18 protein-coding genes are annotated in these 19,297 nt (G+C 41.0%); 8 read left to right on the top strand and 10 right to left on the bottom strand.

Features of this window, described 5'->3' with window-relative positions; genetic code table 11:
• Nucleotides 1-88 precede the first annotated feature (88 nt).
• The 3 genes from BLP92_RS06885 to BLP92_RS06875 all read right to left on the bottom strand — a co-directional run bounded on the left by BLP92_RS06885 (nucleotide 89) and on the right by BLP92_RS06875 (nucleotide 4,041).
• Nucleotides 89-2,200, bottom strand: coding sequence for a heavy metal translocating P-type ATPase (locus BLP92_RS06885; protein WP_090841937.1), 2,112 nt, complete (start codon nucleotides 2,198-2,200; stop codon nucleotides 89-91).
• 31 nt (nucleotides 2,201-2,231) lie between these two features.
• Nucleotides 2,232-2,594 carry an ArsR/SmtB family transcription factor gene (locus BLP92_RS06880; RefSeq protein ID WP_090841935.1) on the bottom strand — a complete coding sequence of 121 codons (363 nt, stop codon included), beginning with the start codon at nucleotides 2,592-2,594 and terminating at the stop codon, nucleotides 2,232-2,234.
• A gap of 463 nt (nucleotides 2,595-3,057) precedes the next feature.
• Nucleotides 3,058-4,041: a Gfo/Idh/MocA family protein gene (locus BLP92_RS06875; RefSeq protein WP_090842375.1), complete on the bottom strand. Its 984-nt coding sequence runs from the start codon at nucleotides 4,039-4,041 to the stop codon at nucleotides 3,058-3,060.
• Between the two features lie 729 nt (nucleotides 4,042-4,770).
• On the opposite strand from BLP92_RS06875, the gene BLP92_RS06870 reads away from it, so the two are divergent.
• Entirely contained in the window at nucleotides 4,771-5,121 is a 351-nt protein-coding gene (locus BLP92_RS06870; protein ID WP_090841933.1) for a hypothetical protein, read from the top strand.
• A 589-nt stretch (nucleotides 5,122-5,710) separates the two neighbouring features.
• Here BLP92_RS06870 and BLP92_RS06865 read toward each other — a convergent pair.
• The 3 genes from BLP92_RS06865 to BLP92_RS06855 all read right to left on the bottom strand — a co-directional run bounded on the left by BLP92_RS06865 (nucleotide 5,711) and on the right by BLP92_RS06855 (nucleotide 7,533).
• Nucleotides 5,711-5,893 carry a hypothetical protein gene (locus tag BLP92_RS06865; protein ID WP_090841931.1) on the bottom strand — a complete coding sequence of 61 codons (183 nt, stop codon included), beginning with the start codon at nucleotides 5,891-5,893 and terminating at the stop codon, nucleotides 5,711-5,713.
• 285 nt (nucleotides 5,894-6,178) lie between these two features.
• On the bottom strand, nucleotides 6,179-7,174 hold the full coding sequence (locus BLP92_RS06860; RefSeq protein WP_090841929.1) for a Gfo/Idh/MocA family protein: 996 nt from the start codon (nucleotides 7,172-7,174) through the stop codon (nucleotides 6,179-6,181).
• Nucleotides 7,171-7,533: a hypothetical protein gene (locus BLP92_RS06855; protein WP_090841927.1), complete on the bottom strand. Its 363-nt coding sequence runs from the start codon at nucleotides 7,531-7,533 to the stop codon at nucleotides 7,171-7,173. The genes BLP92_RS06860 and BLP92_RS06855 overlap by 4 nt, the downstream gene beginning before the upstream one ends.
• 74 nt (nucleotides 7,534-7,607) lie before the next feature.
• Here BLP92_RS06855 and BLP92_RS06850 point away from each other — a divergent pair, with 74 nt between their 5' ends.
• A complete protein-coding gene (locus BLP92_RS06850) occupies nucleotides 7,608-8,315 on the top strand; it encodes a YwaF family protein (protein WP_090841925.1) in 708 nt (235 codons plus the stop codon).
• Between the two features lie 58 nt (nucleotides 8,316-8,373).
• The gene (locus BLP92_RS06845; protein ID WP_139148929.1) at nucleotides 8,374-8,838 is read left to right on the top strand and encodes a hypothetical protein; all 465 of its coding nucleotides are present in this window, start codon (nucleotides 8,374-8,376) and stop codon (nucleotides 8,836-8,838) included.
• Nucleotides 8,839-9,446: 608 nt separating this feature from the next.
• On the opposite strand, the gene BLP92_RS06835 is transcribed toward BLP92_RS06845, so the two are convergent.
• The 3 genes from BLP92_RS06835 to BLP92_RS06825 form a co-directional block, all read right to left on the bottom strand.
• Nucleotides 9,447-9,938, bottom strand: coding sequence for a hypothetical protein (locus BLP92_RS06835; RefSeq protein ID WP_090841919.1), 492 nt, complete (start codon nucleotides 9,936-9,938; stop codon nucleotides 9,447-9,449).
• Between the two features lie 136 nt (nucleotides 9,939-10,074).
• A complete protein-coding gene (locus BLP92_RS06830) occupies nucleotides 10,075-10,623 on the bottom strand; it encodes a transcription repressor NadR (RefSeq protein ID WP_090841917.1) in 549 nt (182 codons plus the stop codon).
• A complete protein-coding gene (locus BLP92_RS06825; RefSeq protein ID WP_090841915.1) occupies nucleotides 10,620-11,762 on the bottom strand; it encodes a cysteine desulfurase family protein in 1,143 nt (380 codons plus the stop codon). Before BLP92_RS06825 ends, BLP92_RS06830 begins: the two co-directional genes overlap by 4 nt.
• A 96-nt stretch (nucleotides 11,763-11,858) precedes the next feature.
• On the opposite strand from BLP92_RS06825, the gene nadB reads away from it, so the two are divergent.
• From nadB to BLP92_RS06805, 4 genes are all read left to right on the top strand, one after another.
• Nucleotides 11,859-13,343: an L-aspartate oxidase gene (gene nadB, locus BLP92_RS06820; RefSeq protein WP_090841913.1), complete on the top strand. Its 1,485-nt coding sequence runs from the start codon at nucleotides 11,859-11,861 to the stop codon at nucleotides 13,341-13,343.
• Entirely contained in the window at nucleotides 13,330-14,217 is an 888-nt protein-coding gene (gene nadC / locus BLP92_RS06815; protein WP_090841912.1) for a carboxylating nicotinate-nucleotide diphosphorylase, read from the top strand. The genes nadB and nadC overlap by 14 nt, the downstream gene beginning before the upstream one ends.
• Nucleotides 14,204-15,310, top strand: coding sequence for a quinolinate synthase NadA (nadA, locus tag BLP92_RS06810; RefSeq protein ID WP_090841910.1), 1,107 nt, complete (start codon nucleotides 14,204-14,206; stop codon nucleotides 15,308-15,310). Before nadC ends, nadA begins: the two co-directional genes overlap by 14 nt.
• A 95-nt stretch (nucleotides 15,311-15,405) precedes the next feature.
• On the top strand, nucleotides 15,406-16,275 hold the full coding sequence (locus BLP92_RS06805; RefSeq protein WP_090841907.1) for a methyl-accepting chemotaxis protein: 870 nt from the start codon (nucleotides 15,406-15,408) through the stop codon (nucleotides 16,273-16,275).
• 111 nt (nucleotides 16,276-16,386) lie between these two features.
• Here the strand turns inward: BLP92_RS06805 and BLP92_RS06800 are convergent, their stop codons facing one another.
• Entirely contained in the window at nucleotides 16,387-17,532 is a 1,146-nt protein-coding gene (locus BLP92_RS06800) for a glycerate kinase (RefSeq protein ID WP_090841905.1), read from the bottom strand.
• 629 nt (nucleotides 17,533-18,161) lie between these two features.
• Between BLP92_RS06800 and BLP92_RS06795 the strand changes: the two genes are divergently transcribed.
• Nucleotides 18,162-19,250 carry a CdaR family transcriptional regulator gene (locus BLP92_RS06795; RefSeq protein WP_090841904.1) on the top strand — a complete coding sequence of 363 codons (1,089 nt, stop codon included), beginning with the start codon at nucleotides 18,162-18,164 and terminating at the stop codon, nucleotides 19,248-19,250.
• Nucleotides 19,251-19,297 lie beyond the last annotated feature (47 nt).

Raw genomic sequence — 19,297 nt, 5'->3', positions numbered from 1 at the left:
TAAATAAGTCAAGTTGTCTTAAAAACATTCGACAGAAGAAAGAGTAAGGACTCCCAGAATGGATTCCCTTACTCTGCTATTACATAATTTATTTTTTAGTTTTTAAGAGTCTCAGGCTGTTAAGTGTGACAAGCAGGGTTGCGCCCATATCTGCAGCAATAGCAATCCACAGCGTTAACCACCCTGGGATAACGAGAAGCAGCGCAGCTGCTTTAATAGCTAAAGAGAATGTTATATTTTGTTTGATAATTTTTAAAGCTTTCCTGCTGAGTTTAATAGTATAAGGGAGTTTATCTAAATCGTCTGCCATTAAAGCAATATCTGCTGTTTCCAGTGCAGTATCCGTACCGGCACCGCCCATTGCGATTCCTACTGAAGCAGCTGCAAGGGCCGGGGCATCGTTTACTCCATCTCCTATCATAGCTACCTTTTTGTCTGCATTCACGTATTCTTTGATATAAGAAAGTTTGCTTTCTGGGAGCAGTCCTGCCCGTATGTCTGTAACGCCTGCTTTTGAGCCAATAGATTTCGCTGTTCTTTCATTATCACCAGTCAGCATAATTGTTTTTATACCCATATTATTCAGCTCTGTTAAAGTGCGCTTTGCGGTATCTCTTATTTGATCACTTATAGAAACTATTAACTGTAATTCGTGTGTATCTCCAAGAAGTATTACCGTATTTCCTTCGGTTTCTTTTGCTGAAATTAATTCCTCGGTCTCCCTGGAAAGCGAACCGTGAAGCTGCTTAAACAAATTCGGGCTTCCCGCATAATAAATGGTTCCGTTCACAGTTGCCTGAAGGCCTAAGCCAGTCAGGGATTGAAAATTATCGATTTCCCAGAGATGATAATTAATTTTTAATGAATCAGCTTTCTTAATAATCGAGGAGGCGAGAGGGTGCTGGGAGCCTTTTTCGATCGCCGCCAGCACTGAAAGCATTTCCTTCTCATTCGTATTAAATGAGACAATGTCAGTAACAACGGGAACTCCTTCGGTCAGTGTACCTGTTTTATCAAATGCTGCTGCGCTGATCGCACCTGCAGTTTCCAGATGGACGCCGCCCTTTATCAGCACACCATTTTTAGCTGCATTGCCGATAGCTGTAACAACTGCGATCGGCGTGGAAATCACCAAGGCACAGGGACAGCCTACCACAAGCACTGCAAGTCCTAAATACACCCACTCACTCCAGGGAGCGTTCATTACTAAGGGAGGCAGCATTGCAGTGAAAAAAGCAATAATAATGATAAAAGGAGTGTAATATTGTGCGAATTGATCTACAAACGCCTGCGAAGGAGCTTTTTCTGCCTGCGCTTCTTCTACCAGGTGAATAATTTTTGCAATGGTCGTATCTTCTACTCTTTTTGTTACTACTGCTTCCAGAAGACCTTCTTCATTTAAAGTGCCTGCGTATACTTCATCTCCTGGTGTTTTTGCAGCAGGGATACTTTCGCCGGTAATAGCAGCTTCGTTAATCGAAGAGTCTCCTTTTGTCACAGAGCCATCCATAGCTACTTTTTCCCCTGGTTTAATGATTAAAATATCTCCAATTTGAATATCAGCAGTAGGAACGGTCATTTCTTCATTATTACGTTTGATAAGCGCTTTATCTGGTGCGATATCCATAAGCGAAGAAATAGACTGTCGCGCTTTATCCATGGAATAACGTTCGAGCGCCTCGCTTACAGCGAATAAAATAACTACTACTGCGCCCTCGATCCATTCTCCGATAATAGCCGCACCGATAACTGCAATCGTCATCAATGTGTTCATGTCAAATTTAGCCTGAACAAGATTTTTAAATCCTTTTTGAAAAAGCGTCCAGCCTCCTATAATTATGGAAGCTGTATAGCCAAAAACAGGCAAAACATGATCAGCAGGGAGGGTATAGCTGGCTGCGAGACTAATTAGTAATAACAAAGCTGCTAAGTAAAGGCGGATGTTTTGTTTTTGTTTCCAAAAAGGTCTGCGGGAAGAAGACCTTTCGGAGAGCTCCCGCAGCTTTAAATTTTCAAAAGCTCCTGCTTCTTCTACTTTTTCTTTAGATACTGCTCCAAAAACGGTTATTTTAGCAGCACCAAAGTTTACTCTTGCATCTTCAACACCATCCAGGCGCTGCACGTTCTCTTCGAACGTTTTTGCACAGTTTGCTCAGGTAAATCCTTCAATCCGATATGTTGTTACAGGATGATCACTCATGTCTCAACCCCCTTTCGAGCAGCTCATATATTTAAACTCGTTCTTCCTGGCTGTGTTCATAAGCCATTTTTATCATTTGCCGGATATGACCATCTTCCAGTGAATAAAAAGCAAGCTTTCCCTGTTTACGGTGCCGGGCAAGACCCAGCTTCTTCAGCGTACGGAGGTGGTGGGAGGCGGTTGCACTGGAAGTATTTGTGATCTGGGCAATATCACATACACATAGTTCTGGTTCCAGACTGAGTGCATAAGCAATATGCATACGGGTTTTATCAGCCAGCGCTTTAAACATCCCGGCCATCATATCTACATCTTCAGATAAAATTTCTTCCTGCAGTCTTGATACCTTTGCTTCATCAAAAGTAAAAATCTCACACTGGTCATCCCTTTTCATAGAGCACCATCCTTATTCAAATATATATTTGATTGTATTATATCTTATAGAGTCATTATATTCAAATGTATATTTGAATGTTAATATTTTAGGAGCTTCATTTTTAAGCAATAATATATAATCGGGGTTTTATTACCTGATATTTAAAAACGGCTCTACAGATAAGTGCAGATTATATTCAGACGGAGTTTGTTGAAGGGTTATTTTCATTTTGAGAGTGAAAAAAGAAGGCCCTTTTATCAACAAAACAGCTCTCACCAATTTGGTGAGAGCTGATAGTATCGCCCAATTTTTTTTGGGAGCTTAACAAACTTTAATGATTATATATTAATAAGATATCTTCCTGAATGCTGGTACGGTGAAAGGGCGAATGGTTCACTAGAGATGAAGTTAACAATCTTATAAAAATAAAAAGGGAGCACCATTTGTTTTGAGAACTTAAATGAAAAGTGACTTCGCAGGATCAGGCCTGCTCCTGCGAAGCATACAACGCCTCGATTACTTTCATATTATTATAGGTGCTTTCAGGAGAATATAAAGGCTTTGTGCCATTTATAATCGACTGGGAAAAATGTGTAATCTGCTCCGTAAACTGGTTGCCGGCAAATGTTTTCTGTTCTTTTAAAGCGCCCTGCTGGTCTTTTAAAATAACTTCGCCTAAACCATCATTGGGATTTTGATCTGGTCTGAAAGCATAAGGTACTTCGATCCTGCCTTCCTCTCCGATAACCTCATATCGATTTAAAGCAGCCTCATTAAAACTGCAGTCAATAACCCCGTCTATGTCCTTAAACGTCAGAAGCCCGGATGTTGAAATATCAACACCATCTGCTGTTAAGCGTCTGCCTGTACTGATGACTCTTTCAGGCTCCTGCTCAAGGATATACCGGCATGCATGCACACAGTAACACCCCACGTCATACAGACTTCCTCCACCGAGTGAAGCGTCAAGCCGGATATTATCACTATTTAAATCTAAAGCAAATGAAAATGAAGCTCGGATTCGTTTCACTTTACCGACGGCACCATTTGCGATTAATTCTTTCACATAAGCATGCTGCGGATGGAATTGATACATAAATCCTTCCATCCAGGTCATACCTGTCTCTTTTCCGGCTTCACGGATTTCACGGATCTCTTCAGTATTAAGTGCCGCCGGTTTTTCAACAAGCACGTGCTTGCCATGATGCATTGCTTTAATTACCCATTCTTTGTGCATATTATTAGGTAAGGGAATATAGACAGCATCTACCTCCGGATCGTTTAATAAAGCTTCGTAGGAATCGTGGGCAGAAGCTGCGCCCCATTCTTCAGCTGTAGACTGTGCTTTCCCGCTTACACTTGCTACTGCCTGGAGAACTGCATTATCTGCTTCCTTAATTGCAGGTACCATTTGTGTTTTTGCTATCCCTGCACTGCTTAATATACCCCATCTGATTTGACTCATTTTAAATTCCTCGCTTTCCAAATTTCTCTCTTTCTTATTACTTTCTTCCATAGAAATATAAAAACTCCTGCTTTTCTTCTTTAAAAAGTTAAAAAGCAGCAAAGATCCATCTATTTATGTTTTTTTGATTAGTAAAAGAAATATTAATGCGGCCAAACAGAAAAATTTAAAACAATGGAAACAAATTTCCTGTAAATTGAAACTTTTTGGAAATTCATACGTTGCTATATATAGCAGAACTTATTTGAAAGGGCTCAGATTATATTTGCATTTCAATTTTTAATAATGCTGAGTCTGACAGGAGGAGCCTGTAGTCAGCAAAGTCCCATTCTCCAGCAGAAGAGATTCTTTATAACTAGCCCGGGGTAAATGATTTTTAATAAAGTAACGGTCTTGTTAAGGCAAATGCAGAAAGTTTAACTGGATGAAAGAAGAAGCGTATATTACAGGAGAAAAATTAGAAACTATTAAGAAATCCAAGCATAGTTCCCGGTTGTCTGAAGGGGGGGGATGCGAATATGCGTCCGATTGGTGCGGAAATTTTTGAGTCAAATGAAGACGGTATTAAGCAGCTGATTGTGATAACAGGGGATAAGAAAGTTCTTTATATTGGACTGCTGGAATAATAAATAAACAGGCGGGATTACATAATATGAGCACTTGAGCAGCGCATGTGTAAGAGAAGATGATTAAGGGAATCCTAAAACAGTGTAAGGGGGGTTTAATAATATGCGGAATTGTTTTTACTGTATTTTTATGTTGATTGTACTCAGTGGATGTGGATATCTTTCTTCTTCGCCAATGATGCCGGATCGTGAACCTGAGGTAAAGGGGATAATTAAAGAGGTGAGCGTCCAGTATGGGGGAGTAGAAGTTGAAATAAGTGAAGGCATAGAGGATATAGATAATGTATGGCTTCGGGAACATGTGGAAGCAGAAATGTATGACAGCAATAAAGAACAAATCCCTCTTGAAGCTTTAAGAGCAGGCATGGAGGTAGAAGTTTGGCTTGTGAATGAAGAAATCATTACCACCAATCCTCCACAGGGCGGGATAGATACATTGATTGTAAACGATTAGCTTGAAATTTAACCAGGTTATTTCACACACTTCTTTTCCATATAATTGATTAAACTCCCGTAATAATTTCTGCATTCAAAAACTGTTAGTATGATCTTCAATACTAAAATTTTTAATTAATGCCTGCCTTAATAATAAAATTTAGTATAAAAGAAGTGAAAGCGCTGCTGCACTTTCGGAGATGCTTGCTCAAAGGCTTGTTCTTCTGCAGAACACGGTTTCTACCGAACCATAGAAAGCTGGGCAGAGACTGCGCTGCTGCCTTTTAAGAACCAGGATTGAAATTCCGATCGTGCTTCGTTCTTTCCTTTGGAGAACTGAAGCAGATACTTGTTTCGATGGCGAACTTTCTACAATAAAAAGCAATGAAAAAGAGCCGCAGCGTACTTCTTCATAGCAAAACCAGACTATAATAGAGCTTAACAAATAACAAATGCCCTGTGCGGACTAATAAGCGTACAGGGCATTTGTTTGCTGCTTTAATAATAACGGGTATTGAAAAAAGGACGCTGCCTGAAATCTCTTCAAGTGGCGTCCCTCGATGGAATCAATAAGTGCATTAATATAAAAGGATTCCTTATGCTCAACTTTATTTAAGGAGCATTTTAACAGAGAAGTCTTTATAAGAATTCTTTAATTCATCGTAATAATTTTTTGCAGAGTCAAGATCTTTTGTCATAATTTCATCCAGTGCTTCTCCGTTTCGAGGGTCCATAATATCTTGCATTTCACCTTCAGCGTCCAGCACAATTAGCGAGTATTGCTTTTCCATGTGACCACTCCTTTCATGATGTTTGTAATATTTCACTGATGTTACACTATAACCATTCACGGTAAAATTAAAACATGAAATTGCCTTTCATACAGTAAATTCATTAAAGCTGCAGAGCAGAAGCGAAGATCAGGCGCAGTCTGGAAATCCAAGCAGCATTCGTAAGCACGAGCGGAATTGATCCTGGAGCATAGCCATCAGCAGTATCAATTTCGCTCGTACAGCATTTTAGGATACAAGAACTTGGCATGCCATCGCTGAAAGAAAAGCAGCCCACTGCTGTTTTTATAATGAACCATTTAATTTATCTGCAGGAAAACGAATATCTGCACTTTTTCTAGCTTGATCAAGGACTTTCATCACCTTGCGTGAATGTGAAAGAAGCTCCATTGCGGCAGATAAGTTATGATCAGTGACAAGCTTTTTGAAGACAAGTAATTCTTCGTACATAAGATTTTCTTCTCTGTTTACTTCTACCGTTTTGTTAGTGTCTTTAGCATGCAGCTCAATTCTGCGGCAGCCGTTTACTCCATCAATAACATGGATCCATCCTTTTTCGCCCTGAATAAAAGCAGCATTAAATCCAGCTGTATCTTTACTGCCAGTGCACTCTGCCTGAAAGGAAGGATAGCTTAATAATGCAATGCCCGAGGTATCAATTCCGTTTTCGTGCTTATTGGCATGATAGGTTACAGATTCAGGAGCTCCGAAAAGACGAATTACAAAATGGAGGTTGTATACGTTGATATCCATTAAAGCGCCGCCTGAAAACTCTGTATTGAACACATTGGTTGTTTCTCCATTCAGCAGTTTGTCGTAGCGGCTGGAGTACTGACTGTAACTGCATTTTACAAGGCGGATAGGGCCCACTTCTTTAAGGAGAGGAGAAAGTTCTAAAAAATTCGGTAAATGTATTGTAGTAATTGCTTCCATTAAAATAAGTTCATTTTCCTCTGCAAGCCTGATCATTTTTTCTGCTTCCGATTGATTGGAAGCAAACGGCTTTTCGCAAAGTACATGTTTTCCTGCAAGCAGCGCTTTCTCTGTGTGTAAAAAATGCATGCTGTTCGGTGATGCTATGTATACAGCATCAATGGAAGGATCTGTAAGCATTTCTTCCAGACTGGTAAAGATAGAAGGAATATTAAATGTTTCGGCAAGCGGCCTGGCATTTTCATGTTTTCGTGAATACATAGCTGTAATAGTTACATTATCAGTAAGAGCAGCAGCTTTTAAAAATCTTTCTACAATAAATCCGGTTCCAATTGTGGCAATATTCATTGTTCGGCTCCTTCCGAAGGGATTTCTCTTGTTTTAGGTAAAGGTTTTTCGTGAATAAAATAAGAAAGAAGTCTGTATACAAGAGTGAGAAATGCGATTGCGGCGATGAGAGCTGTCTGCCAGGGTTCTAAATATACAGATAAAAATATGACTGCGCCAAAAGAAACAAGTATGCTGACATTGCCGGAAAAGCCGTTGATTGGATACTCATTTAAAAAGAATGTCTTTTGGCCGGGAATATAGTCAGCGTAGCACTTATTATGATAAGCATTAATTTTACCGAGCTTTGCGGCTGTTGTTAGTTCTGCGCGGGAGCCCACAGGTTTCCCGCAGTAGGAGCATATAATCGGTTTTGACAAAATAATACACCTTTCTTTCAATAGCAGTTAGTGTTGTAAAAGTTAATTATTATGAATAATAAAGGAGGAATTAAATGTTATTTGGAGGAGACGCCTCAGCAGCACCATTTTCTATGTTCAGTTTACAGCATATCTTGATGATACTGTTGCTTTTTACAGGAATTTTCATAATTTATTTAATAAGAAAATTATCAGTGCCCCGTTCTGCAGAAATATTATTTGCAGTGTCCCTTTTGCTGTTCGAGGCATGGTACCAGGCATGGCTGATTTTCACAGACCGATGGGCGCTTCATCATGCACTTCCTTTGGAATTAAGCAATATCAGCGTGATACTCGCGGTGGTATTATTAATAAAACCAAATAAATTACTTTTTGAAATAACATTTCTCGTAGGAATAGGAGGAGCAATTCAAGCGGTAATCACTCCGGTGTTAAGCTTTGGTTGGCCGCATTTTCGCTTTGTTCACTTTTTTTATACGCATATAGCTGTCATATGGGCAGTATTTTACTTCTTATGGAATCGCGGTTTTACATTAACCTACAGCAGTGTGTGGAAGGCAATGGTATTTTTAAATGTACTGCTTCCGTTTATCTGGATGGTGAATGTGCTCACGGGCGGCAACTACTGGTTTATTATGGAAAAGCCGGAGGGAGACAGTCTTGTGGACTTTTTTGGAGATCATCCATGGTATATTTTAGGTATGGAAGCATCGGCTGTTGTTATATTCCTTCTGCTTGTATTTCTTTTTGGAAACGGGAAGAGAAGAAAGAGGCTTTCTTGAAAGGAAAGTTCGTGATAAAGTAGCTGATGGAAAACATACAGCAGGGGAGCTTAAAATAATGATCATTAAGAGCAGAAAATTGTATATTACACTTATTTGTGCAGTAACTTTATTAGGGTTAATTATGCTGCTGCTCGTGCAGGCAGGCAATATATATCCTGGAGCTGTTTCCTATGAGGAGAATGAGGAAATTGTTACTGTAGATAGAGGGGCATGGAATACAGAAACGTTTGAAATCAACCGTGCGGAACTGGATCAAAGCGAATTGATCCTGGTAAATGTCGGTCTTACACAAATAGACCAGATGGACAGGGCAGCAGGGTCGAGTGTGCTGCTGCTGTTTATCGCTGCAGGGGTATCACTTTATGTGGCCCGCGTGGAGGCATCTTCTCCACTTAAAATAGCTGGATTAGTGGCTACTTATGGTATTGCATTATTTATCGGTGTATACGTGTTTGTCAGCTATGCAGAAATGTTAAGCGTGGTAGGAACTACACTCGATCAAATGCAGCAGCTGTCCTGAGAGGAGTAATTTCACTATCAGCGGATCAGATTATTTCTCTATATAAGCTGTGAGAAAGTTTAGCTTCTCGGAAGTTAGCGCAAAAGAACCATCTGTTCTTTTATCAATGGTTCACTTTAATAGAGCTGATTTTAAAAAAGGAGCTGTCCCCGCTGATGCAGGGCAGCTCCTTTAAATTAAGCTCTGTTAATGTTCATTGTTGGTATTAGAAAACATCGCTGCAACTCGGCAGGCTTGCCGTGGAGGAGATCTCCAGCTTCCTCAGACTAACGTCTTCCGGGATCTTCCGACCTCCTTCTTCCACAGGCGTCCGCCGGTTTCCGCTTCGTTCTTAATTTGTAAAACAAAAGAAAGGGGCTGTTTCTTACTTTCTTCTTCATAAAAAACGAAGCCAAGGTGATTTTTCAAGACGCCTGCGGAAAAAGAAAGCGTGAAGATCATCCTGGACGCAAGGAAGGGATAGCTGAAGGATTTCTCCGCGGCAAGCGAAGAAAAAAGAGCCGCAGGCGTACCTTTCTTATATCAACCCCAGCTTTAACAGAGCCTTAAATTAAGTTAACAAATTCTCAGCACTGAAAAAATGCTGAGAATTAAAAGAAGGAAGTATGTTAGTTTTCTAACGTTTCCTCTGCGTGAATTTCTTCATCACCATCTACGACTGCATCGTTCATGTCATATAAGTAAATCTGCTCCGGCTCATCTTCAAAAGTGACGAGCATAGTATAAAGCGAATGTTCTCCAGGAGCTGATCTCTCCACTTCCCATTCACGCTCAGGATACTGCTCTGCAAGGTGTTCCTCTAACAGTGCCATTCTTTCCGGGATTTCTGTGTTTATCGCCTGATAGGGACGGACGAGCATGGCAGTAATAGATACAAGCACCAGCGCAGCAAATAAACTCCCGGTAATTAACTTAAATATTCTCATTCTGTTTGGAGTAAAAACAATGGTAAGAAAAAAAGCAGTAGTAATACAAGCTGCTATTGCTGCCGCAGTTCCTTCGATATAATGTACGTGTTCAATAATATTCGTAAGATAAAAAACTATCGCAGCTGTTAAAAGAACCGCATAGATTCCTATCGCCGTTAAGCGTGATTTCATGAAGCTGGTCTCCTTTATTTTTCATTCCGTCTCTAAGATTAGCATAAGAGAGAACAGAATAAAATACTGAACCATAAGAATGGCCTCAAAAGAAGATAACACGGTCTTTAGAGAATAATTATCTTTTAATTTTTCATTATTTCATGTCCTGTTTGTCCTCTACAAGAAAGCCTGCTTCTTTTAACGCCTTTACGCCATCATCGATATCTTCTTTGGAATCAGCCTCCAGCGTGTGTAGGTGTACTCCTCCCGTGAGTTCTGATAGATAGCTGGCCTGCGTTTCTTTTACACGGGTAAGAAACTGCTGTACCTGCTTCCGGTTTTTCACCCCGATGCTGGCACGCAGGTCTCCATAAACCGGGTGTTCCACAAGTACATCTTTTACACGGATTCCGTTATCCACAAGCATATTTAATTCCTCTTCTGTCCTCTCCGGGGTATGAATACAGGCTACCACTTTAGTGAAGCTGCTTGTTTTAAGGTCTTCCTCTGTCCAGAGATAACCCTGGCTTGTAGCAGTAATGGGATAGTTATGAGCTTTTAACAGCGTTACATCCTGTACAATTACCTGCCGGCTCACACCAAGGAGATCTGCCAGAGCGCCCCCTTTTATCGCTTCCTCGTTTTCTTTCAGGAGGCTCACCATTTTCAGGCGCCTTTCCTCCCCGTACCACTTTTTCTTCATATACTTATCCTCCTTGCAGCATTAACGATTTCCACTATTTTTATCCCGGCAGTGATTAAATCTGATACGGGAGTCTCAATATTAAAAGAGATGCGGATGAATCTGTTTCTTTCATCTTGAGATTCGTAAAGCGCATGCATCATTGGCGAGGCATCGGTTTCCCCCTGTTTACAGGCACTGCCAGTAGAGATGCATATTCCGTACCTGTCGAGTCCGGCAAGCAGATACTGGCCCTGCACCCCTTCAAAGCCTAAGCCTATTATATACGGGGACTGGTGTTTTTGCGCTGCTCCACCTTCAATTGTCATAATTTCTGCTAAGGAAGAAAGAGAACGTAAAAATTCTTCTCGCTTTTTCCAGGCCTCCAATAGTAACTGATCTTTATTTTTTATATTCATTACAGCAGTGGCAAAGGCTGCAGCAGAGGGAGTGTCCGGTGTCCCGGGGCGAAAGCCACTTTCATGGCTCGTCAGCGGATAAAGGCTTTTCCAGATAGAAGGATTTTTAAAATAAACGGCACCGCTGCCTTTTGGACCTCCAATTTTATGGGCGGAAACAGACAGGGCATCGACCGGACAGTCCTTTACACTAAAAACAAGTTTTCCAAATCCCTGCACTAAATCCGTATGGATAATGGTACCACTGTCTTGAAGGGTGGTTGCGATTTCTTTTACTGGCTGAAGAACTCCTGTCTCGCTATTTACATACTGAATCGAAATCAAGGCAGTTTTTTCCTGTTCAGCAAGGGAAATAATTTCTTCTGCAGAAACCCTGCCTTCTTTGTTTACTCCCACATAGGTAACACGTATCCCTTCTGTCTCTTTCCGCTTAAAAAAACCCATTACAGAGGGATGTTCTACAACGGATGTGATCAAATGAGTTCCAGGATTTGCAGCAAATAAACTTTCCAGACTGAGCAGATTCGCTTCAGAACCTCCACTTGTAAAATGTATTGCATCTGGTTCAGCTTCCAGTGCTTCCGCAATAGAGCTGCGGCTGGATTCCAGTAAATTTCTTGCTGCTTCTCCAGGTTCGTGAAGGCTGCTGGAATTTGCGAAAAAATCTTCTGCGGCATAAACCCATGCTTTTTTGGCTTCCGTACTCATTGGAGCAGTAGCTGCACAATCTAAATATATCATTAGTATCTCCTTCAGTTTTTAATATAATATCTTGTTATTAGTTTAATAATGTGTAAATATAAGTGTCAAGACACTTATAAAGACAGGTGAAACATAATGCATAAAATTTATATTGCCGGAGGCGGTGCAGCGGCGCTTACTGCAGCAAACTATCTAGCGGAGTATGCAGACGTTACGCTGATAATGAAAGGAAAACGCAACAGGGGAAACTCATGGCTTGCTCAGGGAGGAATAGCGGGTGCAGTTTCTCCTGAAGACAGCTTGAAAAGTCATGTGCAGGATACGATGAAGGCAGGCTGTTTCCTGAATGACCTGCAGATGGTCAAAGATTTTATAAAGGAAGGCCGTGAACTGCTCCAGGAGCTGGAACAGGCGGGAAGTTTATTTGATAGAGATAACGAAGGAAATGTACTGCTGGGCAAAGAGGGTGCACACAGCTTCCCACGTGTGCTTCACGCGGGAGGGGATCAGACGGGAAGAAAGCTGATGGAATTTTTAACTTCCAAACTGAACCCGGCAGTTTCTGTAATGGAGGACACAATGGTGATGGATCTTCTTACAGAAAAAGGGCAGTGCAGGGGGCTTATTGTTCAGGATAAACAAAACGTCTGTCACTGGCTGAAAGCGGACGCAGTGATTTTAGCAACAGGCGGGATCGGCGGCTTATTTTTAAATACTTCCAATGATATTCAATCTACTGGAGATGGCCTGGCGATGGCCTGGAGATCAGGTGTGAAACTGCAGGATTTAGAATACATACAGTTTCATCCTACATTACTGGCTGGAGGCAGGGGACTGATTACAGAAGCTATCCGTGGTGCAGGCGCAGAGTTGATACTCGAAGACGGAGAAAGACTGATGAAACATATTCCCGGCGGGAGTCTTGCTGCACGCGATGTTGTTGCGCGAGAAGTATTCCGGCACACATTGGCGGGGAAAAAAGTATATTTGGATATATCGAATGTCCCTCATTTTAAAACAAGGTTCCCCCAGGTTGCCAAGATGTGTATGGAAGAAAAAATAATCCTGGAAAACGGAAAAATACCTGTAGAGACTGGTGCTCATTTTCATATGGGCGGAATACAGGCTGACAAGTGGGGCAGGACTTCTTTAAATAATTTGTATGCGATCGGAGAAACTGCATGTACAAGTGTACATGGAGCAAATAGACTCGCAAGCAATTCTCTGCTGGAGGCCTTAGTTTTTGCCAGAAGATGTGCATTGGTTATTAAAAACAACATAAATGAAAAAGCTCCAATAAACAGGGAGAAATTTCTTAGTTTCAGGAGCAGAGAAAATAAAGCGGAGCTGCCGGAGAAACAAGAAATTAAAAATAAAGTAACAGAAGCACTTGGGGTTATAAGAGACAGCGGGAAACTGAGAGAATTTTTAAAATGGTCAGACCCATATTTATATATACCATCTCTGGCAGCAAGCCCGGAGGTACAGGAGAAAAGAAACATGATCATCAGTGCACATATTATTTGTGAAGCTGCTTTGAAGAACACTGAATCACTGGGGGCGCACTTCAGGGCAGATAGTACAAACACAAAGGAGAAGGTTACCCATGAACTTAATTAGCCTGCGGGAAAAATTAAAAGAATATTTTAATGAAGATATTGGCTTTGGAGATATAACTGCAGAAGCAGTGTTAAATAATGAAATAGGCGGAGCGCAGATTATTGTAAAAGAACCAGGGGTGTTTTTTGGTGAATTAATAATCAAGGAAGGATTTGCACTGATAGACCCTTCTCTGGAAATTCAATTTTATAAAAGAGATGGAGAAGAGGTGGTATCCCATGAGGCTGTTGCAGAAATAACCGGCTCCTGCCGTTCCATATTAACGGGGGAACGAGTAATTTTAAATCTTATTCAGCGCCTTTCCGGTATTGCTACCTTCACTCGTGCTGCAGTAGAGGAAGTGGAGGGCACCGGAGTGCAAATCACAGATACGAGAAAGACAACTCCGGGACTCCGCATGATGGAAAAAGCAGCAGTCCGGGCAGGCGGGGGAAAAAATCATAGAGCACGGCTCGATGATGCACTGTTAATTAAGGAAAATCATATTGCTGCAGCGGGTTCCATAAAAGAAGCTGTTTATAAAGCGAAAAAAAGAGCTGGGCACATGCTGAAAATAGAAGTGGAAGTGGAAAATGAAAAAGAAGTTCTGGAAGCAGTGGAAGCTTCTCCAGACGTCATTATGTTTGATAACTGTACACCTGCACAGGCTAAAAAATGGGCACTGCTCGTCCCTGAAGAAATTAACACTGAAATTTCCGGAGGGCTTGCACCAGGAATGCTGCGGGAAGCAGCAGAGACAGGGGTGGATTTTCTCTCCATCGGTGCTCTTACCCATTCAGCCGGAATTTTAGATATGAGTCTATTGCTGACCATGCGAAATGATGATTCACAACATGCTGATGCAGAAAGGAAGAAAAACTATGAATTTATTTGACACACTTCCCCCTGTATTGCCGGATACGTGGAAGAACGCCGCAACAGAAGATCTTATAATGCAGGCACGTGAACGAAAAAAGATATTGGGCAGTAAAGTATTTATTCCAGGACATCATTATCAGCGGGAAGAAGTTATTCAATTTGCAGATGTGACAGGGGACTCCCTGCAGCTGGCGCAGCAGTCGGCCAGCAGACCAGAAGCTGAAGTTATTGTTTTTCTGGGTGTACATTTTATGGCGGAAACAGCAGATATTATTACGCCGGAGAGGCAGAAGGTTATTCTCCCTGATCTGAGAGCCGGGTGTTCCATGGCGGATATGGCTACACAAAAGCAGTGTGAAGCTGCCTGGGAAACTTTGACTGAGTTTTACGGGGAAACGATAATTCCAGTCACTTATGTCAACTCTTCAGCGGACGTGAAAGCTTTTGTAGGCAAGCACGGGGGAGCAACAGTTACTTCATCGAACGCAGCTGAAGTAATGAAATGGGCGTATACTCAAAAAGAAAGGGTGCTGTTTCTGCCTGATCAGCATCTGGGCAGAAATACTGCTTATGCTGCAGGGATGCCCCGGGAAGAAATGGTTGTCTGGAATCAGATAACGAATGAATTACAGCCGGACATCGCTGGCACAGAGATAAGTAAAGCAAAGCTTCTGCTGTGGAAAGGGCATTGTTCCGTGCATGAAAACTTCCGCATGATTCATGTGGAAAATATCCGGCGTTATGAACCTGACCGAAAAATTCTCGTACATCCGGAATGTTCCTGGGAAGTAACACAGGCTTCTGACAAATCCGGATCGACAAAATACATTATCGATCAGGTGAAAAATGCAGCGCCGGGAACGAAATGGGCAATTGGAACCGAAATGAATCTGGTGAAGCGGCTGGCTCTGCATCATCCAGAGCAGTCAATTGTTTCGCTGAATCCGCAGATGTGTCCCTGCCTTACTATGAACCGGATTGATCTCCCTCATTTTGTATGGGTGCTGGATGAGATTGTTAGTGGCAGGATGGTGCATCAAATAAAAGTCAAAGAGGAAACTGCTTATTTCGCCAGGGAAGCAATTGAGCGAATGATGAAACTTGTGTAAAAAAGGTGGAATATACCTAGAGAAAAAACTAACACATCTCCTTCTAATATACTATAATCTAAATAGGTAATTATAACGACGGGAGAGTGTTACATATGCTGGGTTTAGCGCAGAGTAAATTAAATACAATGACAGATGAGGAAATATTTGAAGCATTAGAGGTGGCTGCCCCATTTTTTCAGGAAATTTCAAAAGATGACTTTATGATGGATATTTTTTCGCAGGATACCTGGCTGGCACATTTTCCTGGGAAAACAATAGATGTTGAAGGGGACGTCGGCGGGCCTGTCCCTGCAAACGATCCTGTCGTGCAGCGTGCCCTGCAGGGAGAGCCTCAGGTGGGAAGACCTCCTTTTGAAGTTTATAATACTCACTTTCTGGGAAAAACACTTCCGATTAAAAATGGAAAAGGGAAAGTAATCGGAGTACTGGGGATAGGCTACAACATTGAAGGTTTGATTCAGATTGAAGAAAAACTGGTCCAGACGGAAGCTGTGCTTTCTAAAGTGAAAAATTACATTGAAGAAATAGAAAAATCAGCCTCTATGCTGGAAAGGTCTAATGACAGCCTTGAAAATCAAACGAAAGAAGTAAATGAAAGCATTAAAAATATAGATGGAGTTCTGCAGATTATCGATAAAGTCTCGTCCCAGACAAATATTCTCGGGCTGAACGCTTCCATCGAGGCTGCCCGTGCAGGGGAGCACGGAAGAGGATTCAGTGTTGTGGCGGATGAAGTAAGAAAGCTTGCCAGTGAAACAGTGAAAGCTTCTGAAAAGATAAAGAATTATGTGGAAGCGATTAAAGGAACAATCGATCAGTTAATTACTTCCTTTAACACTGTAGATCAATCAGTGGACAGCAATGCAGAGCTGGTCGATAATTTTTCCAGAGTAAGTGAGGAGCTGGATCAGTTAAATAAAGAAATGAACACTTCTGTAAGAACGATGCTTGATGTCTCTTAATTAACTATTTCAAAACGTGTAAAGAAGCAGCCGCTTAATAATGTGGTCTGCTTCTTTTTAATGTTTTTCGTTCGTAAGCTTTAGGGAATTTCAGCTCAAAATCAAGTGTAATCAACCATGAATATTTAATTGAATTAACCTGCCGATATTCTCTGCAGTCTGTACCACATTATTTCCTGAATTCTTTTTTAACTCTTCAAATGAAGTGATTTCTGAAATGGTACTAAAAACCGCATCTATTCCTGCATCAAATACAGCCTCATAATTTTCACCGATGCTTCCGCATACCGCAATTACCGGGATAGAAGGAGACACGGCTTTTGTGAGCTGAGCCACATAAACAGGCGTCTTCCCGAAAATTGACTGATTGTTTATTCCACCTTCTCCTGTAATAACAAGATCCGCCTGCTCAAGATAAGATTTTAATTTTGTCACCTCAGACACTATAACTGCTCCTTTTTCCAGCCTGGCAGGGAAAAACCCGAGGAACGCGGCTCCCATACCTCCAGCAGCTCCAGCACCAGGAATGTTGTCTATTTCTATTCCGAATGTGCTTTTTACCATACCGGCATAATGAGCAAGGGCGAGATCTAAATTTATTACATCTGCTGGAACTGCACCTTTTTGCGGGCCATAAACAGCCGAAGCACCTAATTCACCTGTTAAAGGATTATCAACGTCACACGCAATGCGAAAAAAAGAATTCTCTATCCGCTTATCAAAATTGGTTCGATCTATTCTCGCTAATTGTTTAAGTGAGCTTCCTCCAAACGAAAGTTCTTTTCCTGAACTGTCTAAAAAAGAAGCACCCAATGCCTGCAGCATACCTGCGCCGCCATCATTTGTACCGCTGCCGCCAATTCCTATTATAAAAGATCTTATCCCTTTATTAAGTGCGTCCAGAATTAGTTCGCCTGTGCCGTAAGTAGTAGCAATATTTATATCTTTAGATTTCTTATTAGTTAAATGAATTCCGGAAGCTGAAGCGATTTCAATAAAAGCTTCTTTTTCATTTCCAGAAATTCCGTACACTGCTTCCAGGCTATTTCCCAAAGGGCCAGTAACATTTTTGTATATGTATTTCCCATGGGAAGCATCTATTAATGCGGCAAGAGTACCTTCGCCGCCGTCAGCCATTGGGCGAACAGTGATGGTGGATGAAGGAATGGATCTTTTCAGGCCGGTTGAAATTGCTTCCCCGACTTCTTTTGAAGATAAAGTTTCTTTAAAAGAATCAGCAGCGATTACTATTCTCATGTTTTCACAGCCTTTCATATAAGAGGTTTACTTGAGCCAAGTGCAATATTATTTTTCACACTTTATGGTGCGGAAATTTGTATAAGTGTCTTTATTAATGTTTAAAAGTGAAGCAGTGGTATTACGTTTCTCTAACGAAGATTTTATTTTTAAGACAGTTTTTACAAAAATCTTCAAAGTCGTGATAAGGACTAATAATATATGGGCAGTCTGAATATCGAGGAATACCTGATACTTTCTTAGTTTACTTCGCTTAAGATTGTCTGCAAAGTCATCGGTCTGCTGCCGAGATTCTCTTTATTATCCGTACTTTACCGTTTGAAAGCGCCTCTTGAAAAAGTCTTATTTCCATATTAAAGGATTTATTAAAAGAAAAATACAGTTTAAACACAGCCGGACAAAAGCATTGAAGCGATATTGGCAGTAAATTTATTGAAAATAATCAGGTGTAAGCCTTGAATTTACCTATAATTATGTCGATATAAGTAATAGTCATTTCAACTGTGCTGTAATTTGTTATAGTGTACTGTAAACACACACAGGTTTGATAGCAGCAGTGCCTGCTGTTTCCAATTAAAATGAAAATAATTGAATTACTCTAATATAGGACGAAGAAAGAAGGAAACAGAATGATATTATCAGCAGCGTTGGCAGAAAGAATTGTGGTGGAAGCATCCCAGGTAATGGAAGAAGACATAGTAGTAATCAATAAAGATGCGGAAATTATTGCAGCTACTGTTCCCTCACGAATAGGGGATTACCATCCGCCTTCCTCGATGGTAATAACTGATGGAAGAAAACGTGTAATATCGAGTGAAGAGGCAGAATTATATGAGAAAGTGCGGGCGGGGATTGTACTTCCTCTGAAATTTCAGGAAAAAACTATAGGTGTAATCGGTATAACTGGCACCGAGTCAAAGGTAGGAGCCTACGCTCTGCTGCTGCAGCGATTAACAGAACTGATTATAGAACAGGTGTATGCAGCTGAAACCACAAGTGCCAAATGGCGAGCACTAGAAGGAATGCTGCACGAATTATTTCATACGAAAGAATGGTCGGAGGATACCAGGAATCGTGCGGCACTGCTTGGTCTTCAGCTAGGGGAGAAGTATTCTTTGGTAATTATTGAGGCAAAAGAAAATCTGGAGCGGGATGTGCCTTATCCTGATTTTCTGCAGGATGCTCTCTTATCAAAATGGGGCGCACGTCAATTTATACTTCTAATCCCGGAAATTGAAGCATCATTTTTAGAAGGATTTCTGGAAAGAATGAGTAATTATTTTCATCAGCATGGAGCAGCTGTAGATAAAATAGGGGTAAGTAATATTACTCATGATCTCCCCCGGGCGTATGAAGAAGCAGAAGCCGCGTTAACATATTCTATTCAGCATCCGGTTTATTTTCAGGATTTATCATTGGAGTTAATTATTAAAGATTTGTCAGAGACAACGAAAAGAAAATTACTTAAGGACGTAAAAGCCTTTCGGGATCCTGAACTGTTAGCTACGTTCCGGGAATTTGCAGAAAATCAGTTATCGGTGAAAGAAACTGCAAAAGCGCTGCATATCCACGTAAATACGCTGCATTACCGTTTAAAAAAGCTGGAACAGCTGAGCGGATATTCTTGTAAAAACGTAAATCATTTAAGCTTGCTGCTGATATCGTCAAAGATTTTAGATGATCATACAAAAAATGATTTTATTATCTCTAATTATTAGTTGATTCATACATATAAATTCGTCCTTCTCTGCTTTATAATAAAAAT

Source organism: Alkalicoccus daliensis, from assembly GCF_900103955.1.
Classification (GTDB): domain Bacteria; phylum Bacillota; class Bacilli; order Bacillales; family Salisediminibacteriaceae; genus Alkalicoccus; species Alkalicoccus daliensis.
This window is presented reverse-complemented; position numbering and strand designations above follow the sequence as displayed.

Bases quoted from the DNA above. Each gene is read 5' to 3' on its own strand.
- BLP92_RS06880 (WP_090841935.1), bottom strand. From the start codon at position 2,594: ATGAAAAGGGATGACCAGTGTGAGATTTTTACTTTTGATGAAGCAAAG.
- BLP92_RS06875 (WP_090842375.1), bottom strand. From the start codon at position 4,041: ATGAGTCAAATCAGATGGGGTATATTAAGCAGTGCAGGGATAGCAAAA.
- BLP92_RS06870 (WP_090841933.1), top strand. From the start codon at position 4,771: ATGCGGAATTGTTTTTACTGTATTTTTATGTTGATTGTACTCAGTGGA.
- BLP92_RS06865 (WP_090841931.1), bottom strand. From the start codon at position 5,893: ATGGAAAAGCAATACTCGCTAATTGTGCTGGACGCTGAAGGTGAAATG.
- BLP92_RS06860 (WP_090841929.1), bottom strand. From the start codon at position 7,174: ATGAATATTGCCACAATTGGAACCGGATTTATTGTAGAAAGATTTTTA.
- BLP92_RS06850 (WP_090841925.1), top strand. From the start codon at position 7,608: ATGTTATTTGGAGGAGACGCCTCAGCAGCACCATTTTCTATGTTCAGT.
- BLP92_RS06845 (WP_139148929.1), top strand. From the start codon at position 8,374: ATGATCATTAAGAGCAGAAAATTGTATATTACACTTATTTGTGCAGTA.
- BLP92_RS06835 (WP_090841919.1), bottom strand. From the start codon at position 9,938: ATGAAATCACGCTTAACGGCGATAGGAATCTATGCGGTTCTTTTAACA.
- BLP92_RS06830 (WP_090841917.1), bottom strand. From the start codon at position 10,623: ATGAAGAAAAAGTGGTACGGGGAGGAAAGGCGCCTGAAAATGGTGAGC.
- BLP92_RS06825 (WP_090841915.1), bottom strand. From the start codon at position 11,762: ATGATATATTTAGATTGTGCAGCTACTGCTCCAATGAGTACGGAAGCC.
- nadB (WP_090841913.1), top strand. From the start codon at position 11,859: ATGCATAAAATTTATATTGCCGGAGGCGGTGCAGCGGCGCTTACTGCA.
- nadC (WP_090841912.1), top strand. From the start codon at position 13,330: ATGAACTTAATTAGCCTGCGGGAAAAATTAAAAGAATATTTTAATGAA.
- nadA (WP_090841910.1), top strand. From the start codon at position 14,204: ATGAATTTATTTGACACACTTCCCCCTGTATTGCCGGATACGTGGAAG.
- BLP92_RS06805 (WP_090841907.1), top strand. From the start codon at position 15,406: ATGCTGGGTTTAGCGCAGAGTAAATTAAATACAATGACAGATGAGGAA.
- BLP92_RS06800 (WP_090841905.1), bottom strand. From the start codon at position 17,532: ATGAGAATAGTAATCGCTGCTGATTCTTTTAAAGAAACTTTATCTTCA.
- BLP92_RS06795 (WP_090841904.1), top strand. From the start codon at position 18,162: ATGATATTATCAGCAGCGTTGGCAGAAAGAATTGTGGTGGAAGCATCC.